This is a genomic window from Streptomyces carminius, assembly GCF_002794255.1.
GTDB classification, from domain to species: domain Bacteria; phylum Actinomycetota; class Actinomycetes; order Streptomycetales; family Streptomycetaceae; genus Streptomyces; species Streptomyces carminius.
Window position 1 is genome coordinate 189,623 of record NZ_PGGW01000038.1, and the last position, 16,348, is coordinate 205,970.

A 16,348-nucleotide genomic window follows, 5' to 3' on the forward strand; every position below is an offset into this window, starting at 1 on the left:
GGCGCCGGCCGCGGGGGTCACCGGCCACCGTCCAGCAGCCGTCCGGCACGTTCCCGGCCGAGCCGCAGCTCGGCCCGGAACAGCCTGCCCAGCGGGCCGACGAGCCGGTGGGCCAGCGCGTCGATGTGCTGGGGGTCCAGGGCCCGCAGGACCGCGTCACCGTCCGGCGCCGCCGGGGCGCCGCCGTTCCCGTCCCGCCCCGCGGCCCCCGGGACGACGGCGGCGGTGTCCGGGGCCGCGTCGGCGTCCGGCGGGGCCCCGGGGGTGGACGGCCGGTCCGGCGACCCGGGCACGGCACGCTGGACGGCCGTCCGGGCCGTGCGCGGGGAACGGTTCGTGCCTGTCCGGGGAGCGCCGCCGGCCGCCGGGGAGGCAGAGGCAGTGGTGGGGGAGGCGGGCCGGACCGTGCCGGGGCCCGGCCCCGGCACGGCTCTCGCCGGGGGGCCGGTCAGAGTCCGCCGGGCCACGACGACCGTGGACGGCGGCGCACCACCGGAACCGGTCGCCGGTGCGACGGGCCCGCCCGGTGCCGGTGGTGCGGCGCCAGCCGGGCCAGCCGGGCCAGCCGGGCCCGGCGGACGGGCGTTCGGCGGGGACGGCGGGGTCGGTGGCCGGACCGTCGGCGGGTGGGGGACCGTGGCCGGTCCCGCCGTGCGAGGTGCCGCCGGGCCCGGGATCGGTGCGGTGCGGTGCGGGACGGACGGGGACGGGGCCGGCGCAGGACGGACCGGGACGGCGGGCGTACCGAGACGCTGCACGGTGGTGCCGGCCGGGGCGCTGCCGGCCGCGGGGGAGGGCGCTACCGCTGCCTGCGGCGGAGCGGCGGGTGTGCCGGGCCGCCCGGGGCCGGCCGGCTCCCGGCCGGTCGCCGCGGGGCCGTCGGCGGTGGCACGGCGGGGGGCGCGTGGGCCGGTGCGGCGCAGCGCCCGCCGCAGGATCCCCGGACCCCGGCCGCCCGGCGCGGTGCCGGGGGGAGCGGTGGACGGGCCGGTGTCCCCGGCTCCGGCCGGAACCGGAGCCGGGGACACCGGGAGGGCGCCGGGCGGCTCCGCCGCGGCGGTGTTCCGGCCGTCTCCGGAACGGCCGCCCCGCGCGGGCGGCCCCGGGACGTCGGTGTCCGGGCGTTCCGCACCGGGACGCTCCCGGCGCAGGGGGACCACCACCGGGGCGGCCCGCTGGACGGCGGGAGCCGGGCCCGGCGCGGTGTCCGCGCCCAGCACCGGCCGCACCGGCCGGTCGCCGAGGAGCCGGAGCACCCGTACGGGCGCTCCGGGCGACAGCACGCCGCCCGGTACCGGGTGCTTTCCGCCCCGTCCGTCGCCGCCCCGTCCGTCGCCGCTCTGTGCCGCCGGCCTCCCCGGCCGGTCTCCTTCGCTCCCGCCTCCGGCCGCGGTGCGCGGCCGGGGCAGTGGCAGCGCCTCGTCCGCGGCTCCCGGGGCCGGAGCGTCCGGGCCGGGGCCCGGGAGCCGGGTCCGCTGGGGTGTCCCGTGGCCGGTCCGCTGCCCGGGGCCCTCGGCGCCGATGGTCGGACGGACCCGTGCGGCGGGCTCCGCCGCGTCCGTTCCCGGTGCGTCCGGCCCCGCGACGGCGGGCCCGTCCGGTGCCGCCGGCGGGGGCGTGGCGGAGGAGGCGTCCCGGACGGGCCCCGTGCTCCGGGTGTCGCGGGGCGCTCGCTGGACGGCCGGGGGGCCGGACCGTCCGGTCCGGGCCGGTCCCTCCGGCTGCCCCGGAGGCGCGGGAGCCGGCGGCTCCGAGGCGGGAGAAGGAGGAGGGGGAGAGGGGGAGGAGGAGACGGAGTCGGTCCCGGCCGGACCCGGCCGGGGCGGGGAAGGCGGAGACGGTGGTGCCGGCCGACGGGAGCCCGGAGGCGTACCGGCACCGGGCGGTTCGGCCGTCTCCCGCGGTGCGGGGGCGCCGGGCGGTTCCGCACGCCTCCGGGCTCCCGTCGGCCGGGACGTGCCGGGCCGGGCCGCCGTCTCCCCGAGAGGCTCGCCCAGACCGGGGCGTACGGGCCCCTCCCGCCCCGGGGAGAGGGGGAGGGCCGGGGGCTCCGTCCGCTGTGGTGCGGCCGGCGCGGAGGGACGCCTGGCCACCGTCGGGCCGGGCACCGGGCCCGGAGCCGGGGCGGCACCGCCCGGCGTGCCGCCCGGTACTCCGCGCGGCGGCGCGGTCCGCCGGTCGGCCCGCCCGTCCGGCCGGGGCGCGGCGGAGGGCGGCAGCCCGGGCAGGGGAGCGCCGAGGCCCGTCCTGGACTCCGGCGCCGGGGACCCGGTGGTGGCCGGCCCGGACGGTTGTCCGGCGGGCCGGGGCGGACCGGTCTCCGCCGGGCCGGGAGCCGGGCGGGAACGGTCCGGTCCCCTCCGCGTGTTCTCCCCGGCGGGGGGCGTCGGTCCGCCCGCGGCACCGCGGCGGGGAGGCAGGGCCGCGAGCCGGCGGGCCGGCGGTGCCGCCGAGCGGGCCGTGGTCAGCGGGAGCCGGGACGGCCCGGCGGGCCCGGGGGCCGGGGCGCGGCTCACGGTGAACCGCGGAAGCCCGGAGCCGGAAGCCGCCGCCCGTCCGGCGGCGGGACTCCGGCCGGGTCCGGGCACCGGACCGGACGCCTGCCCGGCCTCCACCTCCGTCTCCGCCGTCCGCTGCCCGGCCTCCACCTCCGCCTCCGCCGTACCGCCCCGGCGGTGCGTCAGTTCCGTGTCCGCCGCACGCCGCACGGGCGTGCCGGCCGTCCGCCGGGCGACGGTGTGCACCAGCCCCGAGGGGGCCAGCGGATCGACGAGGTGTCCGAGTTCGGTCCGGAACACCGGTGACCGGTGGGCGGGGAGCCCGGCGCGGAAACCGAGCGGGTCGGACACCAGGGGCTGCTCCGCCGCGGTGCGCCGCGGTGGCGGTACGGCCCGCCACCCGCCGTCCGCCGGGGGCCGGGAAGGCACGTCGGCGGTCCCCGGCGCACCGGTGGTCTCCGGCGCACCCGCGGCGGGAGCCGGGCCGGCCGCCGGGCGCCGGGAGCGCCGGAGACCCAGACGGTGCCGCAGTGCCACGTTCCGTCACTCACCCCTCGTTGACACGTGTGTTGATCCGGGCGATCTCGCGGACCCAGCGGATCCGCTCGGCGTGGGTCAGATCGAGGATCTGCTCCCGCGGCCAGTGGAAGTGGTAGGCGATGTACGCGGCCTCCTCGTAGAGCCGGTCGGCCGCGTACGTCACGATTCCCCCAGGCGCCCACCCGCCAGATCGACCTCGAAGGAGGAGTCGCACTCCGGGCAGGTCACCGCGGCCCGGGTGTGGCCCTCGGCGTTGATCCGCCGGTAGAAGTCCTGGAGGAAGGCCAGGTCCGAGGCGAAGAACTTCTCCACCACGCCGCCGTGCACGTCGGTGACCGTCCCGATCCGGGTGATCACCAGACCGAGCAGCACCACCGACAGATAGGCCGGGTTCTCCTTCACCCGCAGGTCGGCCAGGGGCAGCAGCTCGTCGCGGGCGGTGGCCAGCCGCATCGCGCCGTGCCGGTGGACGGTGCCCGACTCGTCCACGTAGCCGCGCGGCAGCTCGAACTCGAACTCGGTTCTGATCGGTTCCGCGGCCGCCGCCCGCGGCGGGCCGGCCGGTCCGGTACGGAAGGGGTCGGAGTCGGTGCCGCCGGGAGGCGGGGGAGCGGCACCGGAGGCGCTGCGTCGCATCAGTTGAACTCGATGTCCTCGAAGACGACGGTGACCCGCTCGGTGGCCGGCTGGGCGTCACCGGCCTTCAGGCTGGGCCCCTCCCAGCGGTTGGCCCAGGCGTTCTTGAGGTTGATCGTCCGGTCCTGGCCGCCCTTGGCGTCGGTGAAGATGATGCTCAGCTGCTCGCGGGCCGCGCTGATGTCGCCCTGCTGGAAGGTCTTCTTGATCCACTCGGTGAAGGAACTGGCCTGGTCCATGCCCCGGGTGATGGTGACCTCGCCGCCCTTGCGGGCGCCGGGGAGCTTGCGGACCAGCAGCTGGCCCTGCTGGGTGATCTGGACGACGTCGATGCTGTCCAGCTCCATGGACAGTCCGCTGATCTCCTGGACGGTCTCCACCTGGACACCGCCGAGCTGGACCTTGAACGTGTGTGTGGCGAGTGTGTCGCCGGTCTCCTGTGCCATGTGCCGTTACCGCCTTTCCCCGCCGCCGACGGGAGTGCTGGGGAGATGAGGGAAGAGGGGAGGGTTCACTCGTTGACGAGGCTGGTGCTGTCGGAGAACTGGGCCAGCCGGAAGATCACGAACTCGGCGGGTTTCACGGGGCAGACCCCGATCTCGCAGATCACCTGGCCGGAGTCGATGGTCTGCGGGGTGTTGGTCTCGGAGTCGCACTTGACGTAGTACGCCTCGCCGGCGGTGGCGCCGAAGAGCGCCCCGCGGCGCCACTCCTCCATCAGGAAGGCGGAGATGTTGCGGCGGATGGTGCTCCACAGGTACTCGTCGTTGGGCTCGAAGACCACCCACTGGGTGCCCAGCAGGATGGACTCCTCCAGGTAGTTGAAGAGCCGCCGGACGTTGACGTACTTCCAGGCGGGGTCGGAGGACAGGGTGCGGGCGCCCCAGATCCGGATGCCGCGCCCGGGGAACGCCCGGATGCAGTTGACCCCGATCGGGTTGAGCAGGTCCTGCTCGCCCTTGGTGACGAGGGTCTGCAGCTCGACGGCGCCGCGCACCACCTCGTTGGCCGGGGCCTTGTGCACCCCGCGCTCGGTGTCGCTCCTGGACCACACGCCCAGTACGTGACCGCTCGGCGGCATGAAGCGGTTCTGGCCGGTCGCCGGGTCGAAGACCTTGATCCAGGGGTAGTAGAGCGCGGCGTACTTGGAGTCGTAGCCGGCCCCCTCCTGCCGCCACTGACGTACCTGGCGCGGCGTCATCTCGGGCAGCGGGTCGAGCACGGCCAGCCGGTCGCCCATCAGCTCGCAGTGGGAGATCATGGCGAGCTGGACGGTCTTGACGCCCTCCTCGTCGATCAGCCCCGACTGGTAGGCGGCCATCAGGTCGGGCACGGCCAGCATGGTGATCTCGTCGATCGCCTCCAGCCCGCCGAACCCGGTGCGCTCGTCGGCGTCCCCGATGTACTCCCGCGGCCCGACCTCGGCCGGCAGCGCCTCGCCGGTGCCGGGCTCCGGGGCGGCGGCGGGTACGGACACGCTCTGCTTGCGCGGCCGGGCCGCCGTGCCCGTACCGCCCTCGGTGACCACGATCAGGGCGGACTTCTCCCGCACCTGGCCGACCACGTAGTTCTTGGCGTTCTTCCTGGCCGAGACGTCGAACCGCTCGGCCTCCTTGCCGCCCTGCCGGACGACCAGGGCGAAGTGGTCGTCGGCGGCGTCCTCCGCGTCCGGGTCGGTCACCTCGACGGTGAGGTCGGTGCCCGAGCCCGGCCGGGCCGCGACCCGGAAGGAGCCCAGCGCCACCGGTTCCCCGGCGGCAAGCTCCTTGGTCCGGCCTCCGGACCCCCTGGTGCCGCCCGCGCCGCCACCCGCCTTGCCGTCCGTCCCGCCGTCCGCCCGGCCGCCGCGGTCGCCGACCCGGACGACGTAGGCGATGCCGCCGCCGTTGGCGAAGAAGCCGTAGACCGAGTGGGCCAGGTACGACCCGTCGACGAAGTCGCCGAACGTCTGGGTGAACTGGCTCCAGTTCGTCACCAGCGTCGGAGTGTGGAAGGGCCCCTTCTCGGCGAACCCCACGAAGGCGGCGACGGAGGTCCCGACCGACTCGATCGGGCGGGGTCCGCCCGGCGCCTCCTCCACGTAGACGCCGGGTGACAGATACGACGGCATTCCTGCTCCTCTTCGAGGGGGCAAACCGGTTCGCTCCGCAGCCTCGCCCACGCGCGGTCCCGGCGAGAACGGCCGACGGGGCACCTGAACGGCGCAGGGACGGATGCCCGAAGGGGCACGGAGGGCTCCGCACGCGATGGCGGCCCGGCCGGAGCGCCGTCAGCCCTCCTGCCGTCCCACCGGGTACGGGGCGAACTCGCCGGCCAGGACCAGCCGTCCGAGCTTGCGGTACTCGCGCTGCACGGCGGTCACCAGATCGGCCGTGCGCAGCGGCCGGCGGGTCTCCGCCGCCAGATAGGCGGCGGTCACCGCGCAGGCCCGGATCGATCCGCCGGCCAGCTCGAAGCGGGCGCAGAAGTCCAGGTCGAGGTCGTCGGCACGCGGCACGACGGGGCCCAGGCAGCGGTCCCACAGCGTCCGGCGCAGGGGGGCGTCGGGCAGCGGGAAGTCCACGACCACGTCCAGCCGCCGGGTGAAGGCCTCGTCGAGGTTGGCGCGCAGGTTGGTGGTGAGCACGGCGATGCCGTCGAAGGACTCCATCCGCTGGAGCAGGTAGGCGCTCTCCAGGTTGGCGTAGCGGTCCCGGGCGTCGGAGACCTCCGAGCGCTTGCCGAAGACGGCGTCCGCCTCGTCGAAGAGCAGTACCCCGTTGACCTCGGCCGCCTCGGTGAAGATGCGCTCGAGGTTCTTCTCCGTCTCACCGACGTACTTGTCCACCACCGAGGAGAGGTCCACCACGTACAGGTCGAGGCCGAGATCGGCCGCGACCACCTCGGCGGACATGGTCTTGCCGGTGCCCGAATCGCCGGCGAGGAGCGCCATCACCCCCCGGCCCCGCCCGCCGCCCGGACGCATCCGCCAGTCGCCCAGCACCCGGTCGCGGTGCCGGGCGCGCAGCGCCAGCTCGCCGAGCTGCACGGCGGTGTCCCGGGGCAGCACCAGGTCGTCCCAGCCGACGGACGGCTCCACCCGGCGCGCCAGCCGCTCCAGGCCGGCGGCGTTCTGCGCCCGCACACCGGAGAGCAGATGGCGCGCGGAGACCGGACCGCCGTCCTCGGCCAGGGCCTGCCGCCGGGCGGTGCGGGCGGCCCGGCGCACCTGTTCGGGACCGAGCAGGAAGGGGGCGAGTGCCGCGGCCGGTTCGGTGCCGGGGGCGAGCGCGGCGCCGTCCAGCGCGTCCCGCCACAGCGCCGCCCGCTCGGCGGCGGTGAGCGGGGGCGCCGTCAGCGGCAGCGGGCCGTCCTCGGCCCACAGCGGGTCCCAGCCGCACCGGCCGGTCAGCAGGACGGGCACGGGCAGGCCCGCCAGCGTGCGCAGCAGCCCCGCCGGCCCCGGGGGCCCGGCCCCGGATCCCGCACCCGCACCCGCACCGGCGAGGACGTCGACAGGGCCCGCCACCACCCCCGCCCCCCGCAGCCGGGCCTCCCGGGCCAGCGCGCGCAGCGCCGCCTCGGGGTCCGGCCCGGCGGCCAGCGCCGCGAGGTCCAGCCCCAGGGCGGGACGGCCGGCGGCGGCCAGGGCGGCGGCGGCCAGGCAGACCGCGGAGCCGCCGGCCCGTTCCCGCAGGTACACCAGCCGTACGCCGTCCCGCAGCGCGTCGCCCAGCCGGTCGGCCCGCGGCGAGGGCAGCGGGGTCGGCGGGGTGAGCAGTCCGCGCAGCCGGGGATCGGGTGTGTCGTCCCCCAGCAGATGCGCGGTCACCCGGTCGGGTACGCGCAGCGAACGGGAGAGGAAGGGCCGGTCCTCCTCCTCGACCAGCAGCAGTCCGCCGTCCACCAGCGGCGCGCCCGGGGCGAGCCGGGCCCGGGCCGCGGCGTGCAGCGGCCCGGCACCGGCCAGTTCCAGGGCGAGCCCGACGCCGGCGCGGCGCCGGGTGACATCGTCGTTGAGGTAGCCGTACAGCTTCTCGAAGCGGCCGTCGAGGTCCGGGAGCAGGGCGATCAGCAGCAGCTCGACGTCCAGAGGTGTCAGCGCGAAGCCGCGGGCCAGCGCGCGCAGGGGCAGCCGCGCTCCGGCGGCCTCGGCCTCGTCGGCGCGCGCCTCGGCCTCGTCGCGGGCCGCCCCGCCGGGACCGGGTCCGGCGGGGGCCGGGTCCGGCGGGGCCGAGGCGAGGATCCGGTCCACGGCCTCCTCCGACAGGTACAGCCCCCGCATGGGGTCGTCGGGCCGGGGATCGGCGCGGCGGCGTTCCCCGACGGCACGGTGGACCCGCCGCTCGGCCGCCCGCAGCCGGGCGGTGAGATGGAGCAGCCCCGCCGGGGGCCCGCCCCCCGTCTCCTGCGGTTCCGTCCCGGTCTCCGGCCGGTCCTCCGTGGCGGCCGTCACCGGGGCACCGGTCCGGGCGGCGGGCGGCGCGCGGCCTCGCCGCGCACCCGGCGCGTCCCGACCGGGACGGCCGGGGCGCCCGGCTCCTCCCGGTCGCCCTCGTAGCGGGGCCGCCGGACCTCCTCGCGCGCCGGCGTCTCCAGCGGGCCCCCGGAGGCGTCGACGGCGCGCACCAGCAGCGCGTCGGTCACCGGCGGGGCGGCCACCCGGCGGCCGGCGGACAGCGGGGCGGTGACGACCAGGTCCAGGGACGGCTTCAGCTCCCCGCCGAGCGCGCTCCACACATCGGCCAGCGCCCGCCCCTCACCGGGCGGCCGCGCGATGTCGCAGGGGACGGCGAGGCCGAGCGCCCGCAGGGAGCCCGACAGCCGGTCGGCGGGCAGCACCGGATGGGGCAGCAGCCCGGCGAGCAGCACCGACAGCAGCCGGTGCTCGTCCTGGGGCCGCTTGGTCCAGGCGGTGGCGAGGTAGGACAGCGCGAACCAGCGGGGCGGCGAGTGGATCGCGACCGTCGTCCCGTCAGCGTCGTACTCGGGCACCCGGCCCTGCTGCCGGTGGACGACGGACTCGCGGATGTCGTACAGGAAGAGGTTGACGGTGGGCGCGTTGCGCCGGGCCGCCCACTCCCTGGTGGGTGCCTCGAAGACGACCTCCACCCCGGTGCCGGCCAGGACGTCGGCGGTGAGCAGGGACTGCAGGGCGTCGTCCACCTCGTGGATCACACGGTGCCGCCTTCCGTCAGAAGTTCCGGCTGTCGAACAGCGGCGGGTCCGGTGTCCGGTCCACCACCAGGAACTCCGCCGTCGCCGGGGCCAGGGCGGCCGGGCCGGTGGGGCGGGCGTCGGTGGCGGTGACGGTGCGGGGGCCGCGCGCGTCGTTGGGCAGGATCAGCAGCTGCGCGGTGAAGGTGCCGTCGGCCCCCGGGACCGCCGGCCGGGAGGCGGGGGTGATGCCGGGCTCCCAGGTGAGCCGCACCGGCACGCCGGGCGGGAAGTCCCTGCCGCGCACACTGGTGACGAAACCGGGGGGCCCGACCTCGGGCACCACCTCGATGCGCGGCCGCAGCACCCGTACGGTCTCCACCGCGCGGTTGTTGCCCGCTTCGGCGTCGGGCCCGGTGCTGGTGAGCCGGGCGGTCAGGCGCAGGGCCCCGGCGGAGGTGGGGGCGAGGACCACCCGGAGCACCTGTGAGGTCCCGGGCGCCAGGTCACCGACCCGGCACAGCAGCCGCGCGTCGCACTGTGCGGGCCGTCGGGAGACGGGGACGCCGGAGGGCAGCGTCAGCCGCACCCGCACTCCGGCCGCCGGACGCGCGCCGCCGTTGGACACCCGGTAGGTGGCCGTGACCAGGCCGCCGACGTACGCCGGATCGGGGGTGACCGTGAGCCGTACCGCCGGGTCGGCGGACGGGGCGAGCCTGGGCGGACCGGGCGGGAGGAGGGTGGGCGGAGCGGGCGGGGGAGGGGCGGAGGGGCTGCCGGGCGTCGGACCGGGGCTCGGGGGTGCGCTCGGTGACGGAGGAACGCTCGGGGAGGGGGAGGGGGAGGGTGACGGGCTCGGCGGGGGCGAGGTGGGCGGTGCCGGCTCGGTGACCACCACCTGGGTGTCCCCGCGGTTGTCGGGCTCGTAGGGGTCGGGCAGGGTGCCGCCGACCGTCCAGGTGACCGGGAAGGTGCCCGGGGTGTTGCCCGTGAAGGTCAGCTCGACGCGCACCACCTGACCGGACGGCAGGGTGCCCAGGTCGCAGTGGAGGTCCTCGGTGCAGCTGCCGGTGCCGGGCACGGTGCCGGCCGGCCGCAGCTCCTCGGGGACGCCGATCGTCAGCACGGTACCGGGCGAGGGCGCCGGCCCCCGGTTGACGACGGTAACGACGAGGCTCCCGGTCTCGCCCTCGGTCACCGGTTCGGGCGGTACGGCCAGCTCGGTGCCCAGGTCGGAGGTGGGCTGCCAGGTGGGCGCGACCTGCTGCCCGTCCTCGCCCGCGGCGCCGCGGAAGCGCGCGCCCGTGACGCGCCGCGCCTCGCCGGTGACCGGGTCCACCAGCGCGATGTACCGGCGGACGGTCTCGGGGTCGTGGGGGGTGGCGGTCGCCTCCTCCATGCCGCTCGCGGCGATCCGGGTGCCGTCCGGCGACCAGGCGGGATCGCCGCAGCCGTCGCCGTAGCTCTCACTCACCCGGCAGACGCCCTGCGGATCGGGGAGGGGCTGCGGGCCGGTGCCGTCCGCGCCGACCAGGCCGAGCCGCCCGGCGGGGGAGTACGCCAGGGTGGCGCCGTCGGGGGAGTACGCCGGGTGGCTCTCCCGGGTCCGCGCGCCCAGCGGATCGTCCACCGCGGTGAGGTCCCGCTGCCCGCCGCCGTCGGCCGCCGCGGCCGTCCACAGGTGGGAGATGTCCTCCTGCCCCTCCCCGGTGGGCACCTGCCGGGCGAATGCCAGGGTGGCGCCGTCGGGGGACCAGGCGGGCTCGGTCTCGGACTGCTCCTCGGTGGAGGGGACCACGTAGAGCTGCCGTCCGGTGGCCACCTCGAGCACCGCGATCTCGGTGTCGATGCGGCAGGGGATGCAGGACCGGGTGACGGCGATCCGGGTGCCGTCCGGCGACCAGGCGGGGAAGCCGGTGCTGGCCGTCGCCGGGGTGGCCTCGTCGGGCAGCGGCCGGGGGTCGCTGCCGTCGGCACCCGCGAGCCACACCCGGCTGCGCCGCGTGTCGTTCTCGTAGTCCACCCGGGTGAAGGCGATCATGCGGCCGTCCGGCGAGTACTGCTGGCTCACGTCCGCGGGGCTGTAGCCGTAGGCCCGGTCCTGGTTGAGGTCGCGCAGCGGCACCCGGAGGTCCCGCGGGTCCGAGCCGTCGGGGAGCACGTCCATCAGGTTCATGGTCGCGGCGGTCGCGGCCGTGGTACGGCTGACCAGCAGCCCCTGCCCGCCCGGCGGGTACCAGGTGGGGCCGGCGACCAGCCGGTCCTCCGCCAGCCGCAGCAGTGGCGTCCCGGCGCTGCCGTCCGCGCCGACCTCCACGGTGTAGACCCGGTCCGGCGCGCCGGCGCCGGTGGGACCGCCCGGCAGGGAGTTGCTGACGAACGCCACGGAGGTGCCGTCCGGGGACCAGCTGCCCTGGCGGGAGTCCTGGCCGGGCAGGATCTCCACACCGGTGGTGCCGAGTGTTCCGGAGGCGGGGATCACCTTGAGCCGGGCGGGCTCGTCACCCGCACCCTGGGAGTAGCGGCAGGTGACGAGGATGCGGTCGTGCGCCGCGACCGGGTCCCAGGACGGCTGGAGGTTGCCGAGATCCTCGGTCCGGGCCGCCTCCTCGTCCACGGCGTCGTCGGTGAGCTGGTCGATGGCGCCGCCGGCGGCGGGGACGCGGTAGATCTGCCAGTCGCCGCCGGTGCCCCGCTTCCCGCTGAACGCCAGCGATTCGCCGTCCGGGGACCAGGTGGGCCAGACGTTGTCGCCCCTGCCGTCGGTCACCCGCCGCGGGTCGCTCCCGTCGGCGTCCACCACCCAGATGTCGTGGCCGCCGTCCGGGCGGTCCGCCGTCGCCGCGTACGCCACCCGGGAGCCGTCGGGAGACGGCACCGGATGCCGTACGCCCTCGGCGGAGTCGGTGAGCCGGACGACCGGGCCGTCGCCCCTCCTGAGGTACACCTGCGGGCGCGCCGAGTCGCGCAGGCTGGTCCACACGAGGGTGTCGCCCCTGGCCGAGACCTCGTCGTCGTGGTGCTGCGGCCCGTCCGGGAAGAGAGGGCCGCTCCGCCCGGTGTCGCCCGGGTCCACCGTGCCGATGCTGCGGTGCTGGGTCCCGCCGTAGGCGATCCGGCCCGGGGCCGTGGTGCCGTCCGGGCCGGCCTGGGCGGGCGCGGCGGGCAGCTGCACGAGCACGCCGCCCGTGACGAGGAGCAGTAACGCCAGGACGGCGGTGCACAGCCTGCCGCCCGGTCCGCGGTCGAGAGGACGCACCAGCTGGTATCCCATCAGGGGGACGGGGGGCACCCGCCTGCGGTCGGATCGTTCGGGTCGTCGGATTCCCGGGACTTCCGGATCGCCGCCCATCCTCGGTGTCCCCCGTCCGGCGCGCAGTGGCCGCCTGGACGGGGGATGGGGAAGAGCGCGCTGCCCGATGGGGCAGGCCGGTCAGATCAGTCCCTCGCGGATGGCGTACGCCACGGCGTGCGAGCGGTTGCGCAGCTGGAGCCGGTTGGTGACGTCGTACAGGACGTTCTTGACGGTGCGCTCGGAGTAGGCCAGGTGCTCGGCGATCTCCCGGGTGCCGAATCCCTCCGCGACCAGCCTGAGCACCTCGATCTCCCGGGGCTGCAGACCGGAGAAGGCCAGCCCGCGCGGGTCCAGGGTCCGGCGCTGGAGCCGGCCCATCTGCTCCAGCAGCCGGCCCAGCAGGTCGGGCGGCATGCTGCCCCCGCCCCGCGCGGCCGAGACGATCGCCCTGACGAGATTGGCCGGAGTGGCCTCGTTGCGCCGCTCCAGGGCGACCACCCCGCACTCGACGGCCGTGGTCAGCCCCGTGTCGTCCACCCGTGAGACCACCAGGACGAGCTGGGCCGGGGTGGTGCGGCGCAGCCGGCGCAGCAGCGCGGCCGTCGGATCGTCGACGGTGTCGGCCACGACCAGCAGGACCTCCGCGCGGTCCTGCTCCTCCGGAGGCAGGATCCGCAGCTCGGGGCAGGTGCGTAACTGGCTGAGCAGACCCGAACGTGAGATCGGGTCGTCGGTGTGGATGCAGACGGCGACGCGTTCCACGGAACTCCTCGGGGAAGACGGGTGCACGGGAGGGCACGGGAAGGTGTGGAAGAGCGCGGTACGGCCGGGCCCGGGTACGGCGTTCGGCTGCGCCCAGTGTGCGGAACGGCTCCTGCCAGGCCCATAACGGCGGCCTAACAGCCTCCGGGACTGCCCCGATGGGTTCCCTTTCCGGCCCTGCGCGGTGCCCGGCGGCTGCCTACAGTCGGCGGCCATGAGCACCACCGCCCATGTGGACCACTCCTCCGTCTCCGTCGCCCCGGGCGACGAGCGGCACGTCGTCCTGAACGTGCGCAACAGCGGGGACATCGTCGAGTCCTACGGATTCACCGTCGTCGGCGACACCGCGGAGTGGACCGCCGTGGAGCCCCGGACCCTCTCGCTGTACCCGGGGACCGAGGGGACCGTGACGCTGGTCTTCCGGCCGCCGCGCTCCCCGGAGGTGCGCGCCGGGGAGGTGCCGTACGCGGTCCGCGTGCTGCCCTCGGAACGCCCCGGGGGAGCGGTGGTCCCCGAGGGCCGGGTGACGGTGCTGCCGTTCCGCGAACTGGCGGCGGAGGTGCTGCCGGCCCAGCGGAAGCGGCGGCTGCGCGCCCGGTTCCAGTTACGGGTGGCGAACCTCGGCAACACACCGGTGTCGGTGCTGCTCTCCGCCGAGGGGGCCTCCGAGGAGGTGGGCCACTCCCTGTCCGCCGAGACGCTCACCCTCGAACCGGGCGAGGAGACCTTCACCGACCTGACCGCCCGGTCGCGCAAGCTGCTCTGGTTCGGGGCGGCCGTACCGCATCCGTTCGAGGCGCGGGTGCGGGGGGAGGACGAGGAGGAGCCGGTCACCGCCGAGGGCGTGTACGTCCAGCAGCCGGTTCTCCCCTACTGGCTGCTGGCCCTGCTCGCGCTGCTCATCGCGCTGCTCCTGCTGTGGTTCACGCTGGTCCTGCCCTCGGTCCGCTCGGCTGCCCGGGAGCAGGCCGACGCCGCGATCGAGGAGGCCACGGACACCTCGGGTCTGCCGTCTCCCTCCGCGTCCGGCGGCCAGGACGGCGGCCCCGGCGGGGGAGCGGCCGACGGCGGCGCCGGGCCCGGCGGCTCCGGGGGCGAGGGCCAGACGGACGGCGGCGGCAGCACCGGCCGGCAGGGCGGTACGGGGGGCGGGAGCGCCCGGGAGGGCGGCGGGGTGGAGTTCGCCACCGTGCTGGAGACCAGGGTCTCCCCGGGCGGGAGCGACCGGCAGGTCTTCCGGGTGCCCGACGACCGGATGCTGCTGATCACCGACATCGTGGCCGACGCCCCGCAGGGCGACACCGGCACCCTGCGGGTCACCATCGACGACAGGACGGTCACCTCACTGGCGCTGGAGAACTTCCGCAGCTACGACAACCACTGGGTGACGCCCATCGAGGCGCCGCCGGGCAGCGAGATCGTGATGACGGTGACCTGCCGCAGGCCCGGGAGCCCTCCGGACGCCCCGCCGCCCGGCACCTGCGCCGAGTCGGTCTTCGTCAACGGCACCTCGGTCCCGTTCTCCTCGGCGTCGCCCGACGGCGGCTGACCCGTACGGTCCGGGGCCGGGCCGGTGGTTTCCGCCGGTACGGCCCCGGACCGTACGGCGCGGCTCCTAGCCGCCGACCCGGACGCTCCGCTGGCCCGCGTTGACGACCGTGACCATGCCCGACCAGCGGCACACACAGGTCGAGGCGGCGGTGAGCGCGGGCTGCCGGTTGACCCGCACGGTCGGGGAGCCCGGCACCCAGGGGGCGGCGATCGCCGGGACGCAGGGCGCCGGGGTGGGCACCCCCGCCGCCGCCGCGGTGGCCGCCACCACCGCGGGGTTGAGCGGGCTGGCGCACATGCCGAACGTGGGGATGTTCACCACCGGCCGGATGTCCTGGACGGTGGCGACCGGCCGTCTCGCGGAGGTGGTGTTCCGGGGCGGTACGACCAGGACCGCCGGAGCGGCCCCGAACGAGCACCGCAGCATCGCCCCCGCGACGACGAGTTCTCTGCGCACTGTCCCTCCTGGGGAATCGGGTTCGCGGACGCGGAGCCCTCCGGTCACGCGGGGCTGCCCCGCGGGGTGCCCCGGTACTCGTTCCGGGCCGGTCCGTTCTCCAGGACTACGGGACGGGGCGGCGGGGCGGAAGGGGCACCGGGGCATCCCGCGGGGCAGTCCCGCCCCGTACGGCGCGGCGGTGGCCCGGATCCGTCCGGATCCGGGCCACCGCCGCGCCGTCGTGCCGCTGCCCGCCGGGCCGTCAGCGCTCCCGCGCGGTGACCATGCCCAGCGTCACCAGTACCAGGACCACCCAGGCGAACCACACCCATCCGCTGCCGCCCAGCGCCACGGAATAGGCGGTCGCCAGCACCAGAGCGGCCACGGTGGTCACGGTCATGGCCTTCGCCGTGTCCGGCATCGCCCACACCTTCCTCCCGGTCGGCGGACGGTGCCGCGCCGTGCCGTCCCGGCGCGTCACCGTCCGCGTGTCTGCAACGACGCCAGGTAGGCGTTGTAGGCCGCCAGTTCCCGGTCGCCGTTCCGGTCGGCGGCCCGGTCACTGCGCCGGGCCTGCCGTTGTTCGGAGAAGTACCACTGGAAGACGAGGGCAATCAGCACGAGGACCGACGGAATCTCACTGAAGGCCCAGGCGATGCCGCCCGCCGCGTGCTGGTCGGCCAGCGCGTCGACCCCCAGCGAGGCGGGCGGGTCCGCGTACGTGCTCACCATCGGGGCGCTCGCCATCATCAGCGCGATGCCGAAGAAGGCGTGGAAGGGCATGCCGGCGAACAGCTCCAGCATCCGCATCACGTAGCCCGGGCGGTTCGGTCCCGGGTCCACGCCCATGATCGGCCAGAAGAAGACCAGTCCCACCGCGAGGAAGTGCACCATCATCGCGATGTGCCCGGGCCCCGAGCCCATCAGGAAGTCGAACAGCGGGGTGAAGTACAGCGCGTACAGGCTGGCGATGAACATCGGGATGGTGAACGCCGGGTGGGTGATCACCTTCATGTAGCGGCTGTGCAGCACGGCGACCAGCGTCTCGCGCGGACCCCGGCGGCCCCGGCCGGCGGCCGGGAGGGCGCGCAGGGCCAGGGTGACCGGCGCGCCCAGCAGCACCAGGATCGGCGACAGCATGCTGAGCACCATGTGCTGCACCATGTGGACGCTGAACAGCACCATGCCGTAGTCGTTGAGAGCCGTGCACATCACCAGCGCGACCGTCAGCACACCCAGCGCGAAGGCGACCGTGCGGCCCGCCGGCCAGGAGTCGCCGCGCCGCCGCAGCCGCAGCACGCCCCAGCCGTAGAGGGCCAGCGCGAGCAGGCAGCCGACCAGGAAGAACGGCTCGCCGGAGAACTCCAGACCACGCCCGAGAGTGAACGGCGGCAGATCCGTCGCCGTGCCGTGTCCGTCGTGGTCCATCCGCAGCTCTCCCATACCGTGCCGATCCGCTCGAACCAGAGTAGAACCGCCCCCGGCCGGAGC

The 16,348-nt window shown here is 76.3% G+C and carries 13 protein-coding genes; 1 reads left to right on the forward strand and 12 read right to left on the reverse strand.

Going from position 1 to position 16,348, the window contains the following annotated elements:
* Window positions 1–17: 17 nt before the first annotated feature.
* From CUT44_RS32685 to CUT44_RS09835, 9 genes are all read right to left on the reverse strand, one after another.
* Window positions 18–293 (reverse strand): hypothetical protein, encoded by a 276-nt coding sequence (locus CUT44_RS32685; protein ID WP_146252155.1) that lies wholly within the window; start codon window positions 291–293, stop codon window positions 18–20.
* A gap of 2,752 nt (window positions 294–3,045) precedes the next feature.
* A complete protein-coding gene (locus tag CUT44_RS33485) occupies window positions 3,046–3,201 on the reverse strand; it encodes a DUF6760 family protein (RefSeq protein WP_199185550.1) in 156 nt (51 codons plus the stop codon).
* Window positions 3,198–3,674: a hypothetical protein gene (locus CUT44_RS09805; RefSeq protein WP_199185551.1), complete on the reverse strand. Its 477-nt coding sequence runs from the start codon at window positions 3,672–3,674 to the stop codon at window positions 3,198–3,200. Before CUT44_RS09805 ends, CUT44_RS33485 begins: the two co-directional genes overlap by 4 nt.
* A complete protein-coding gene (locus tag CUT44_RS09810; RefSeq protein ID WP_100200257.1) occupies window positions 3,674–4,120 on the reverse strand; it encodes a phage tail protein in 447 nt (148 codons plus the stop codon). The genes CUT44_RS09805 and CUT44_RS09810 overlap by 1 nt, the downstream gene beginning before the upstream one ends.
* Window positions 4,121–4,185: 65 nt before the next feature.
* The gene (locus CUT44_RS09815) at window positions 4,186–5,784 is read right to left on the reverse strand and encodes a phage tail sheath family protein (RefSeq protein WP_100200258.1); all 1,599 of its coding nucleotides are present in this window, start codon (window positions 5,782–5,784) and stop codon (window positions 4,186–4,188) included.
* Window positions 5,785–5,943: 159 nt separating this feature from the next.
* Window positions 5,944–8,109 carry an ATP-binding protein gene (locus CUT44_RS09820; RefSeq protein WP_408646696.1) on the reverse strand — a complete coding sequence of 722 codons (2,166 nt, stop codon included), beginning with the start codon at window positions 8,107–8,109 and terminating at the stop codon, window positions 5,944–5,946.
* Window positions 8,106–8,831, reverse strand: coding sequence for a DUF4255 domain-containing protein (locus CUT44_RS09825; protein WP_100200259.1), 726 nt, complete (start codon window positions 8,829–8,831; stop codon window positions 8,106–8,108). The genes CUT44_RS09820 and CUT44_RS09825 overlap by 4 nt, the downstream gene beginning before the upstream one ends.
* Before the next feature lie 16 nt (window positions 8,832–8,847).
* Complete coding sequence (locus CUT44_RS09830; RefSeq protein ID WP_158239552.1) at window positions 8,848–12,084, reverse strand: DUF11 domain-containing protein; 3,237 nt, start codon at window positions 12,082–12,084, stop codon at window positions 8,848–8,850.
* Between the two features lie 159 nt (window positions 12,085–12,243).
* Complete coding sequence (locus CUT44_RS09835; protein ID WP_100200261.1) at window positions 12,244–12,867, reverse strand: helix-turn-helix transcriptional regulator; 624 nt, start codon at window positions 12,865–12,867, stop codon at window positions 12,244–12,246.
* A gap of 214 nt (window positions 12,868–13,081) precedes the next feature.
* Here CUT44_RS09835 and CUT44_RS33490 point away from each other — a divergent pair, with 214 nt between their 5' ends.
* The gene (locus tag CUT44_RS33490) at window positions 13,082–14,416 is read left to right on the forward strand and encodes a COG1470 family protein (RefSeq protein ID WP_100200262.1); all 1,335 of its coding nucleotides are present in this window, start codon (window positions 13,082–13,084) and stop codon (window positions 14,414–14,416) included.
* A 66-nt stretch (window positions 14,417–14,482) separates the two neighbouring features.
* Here CUT44_RS33490 and CUT44_RS09845 read toward each other — a convergent pair whose 3' ends face one another.
* The 3 genes from CUT44_RS09845 to CUT44_RS09850 form a co-directional block, all read right to left on the reverse strand.
* Window positions 14,483–14,875 (reverse strand): DUF4280 domain-containing protein, encoded by a 393-nt coding sequence (locus CUT44_RS09845; protein ID WP_199185553.1) that lies wholly within the window; start codon window positions 14,873–14,875, stop codon window positions 14,483–14,485.
* 244 nt (window positions 14,876–15,119) lie between these two features.
* Window positions 15,120–15,278: a hypothetical protein gene (locus CUT44_RS33495; RefSeq protein WP_199185555.1), complete on the reverse strand. Its 159-nt coding sequence runs from the start codon at window positions 15,276–15,278 to the stop codon at window positions 15,120–15,122.
* 56 nt (window positions 15,279–15,334) lie between these two features.
* Window positions 15,335–16,285: a cytochrome c oxidase assembly protein gene (locus tag CUT44_RS09850; protein ID WP_100200383.1), complete on the reverse strand. Its 951-nt coding sequence runs from the start codon at window positions 16,283–16,285 to the stop codon at window positions 15,335–15,337.
* Between the last annotated feature and the right edge of the window lie 63 nt (window positions 16,286–16,348).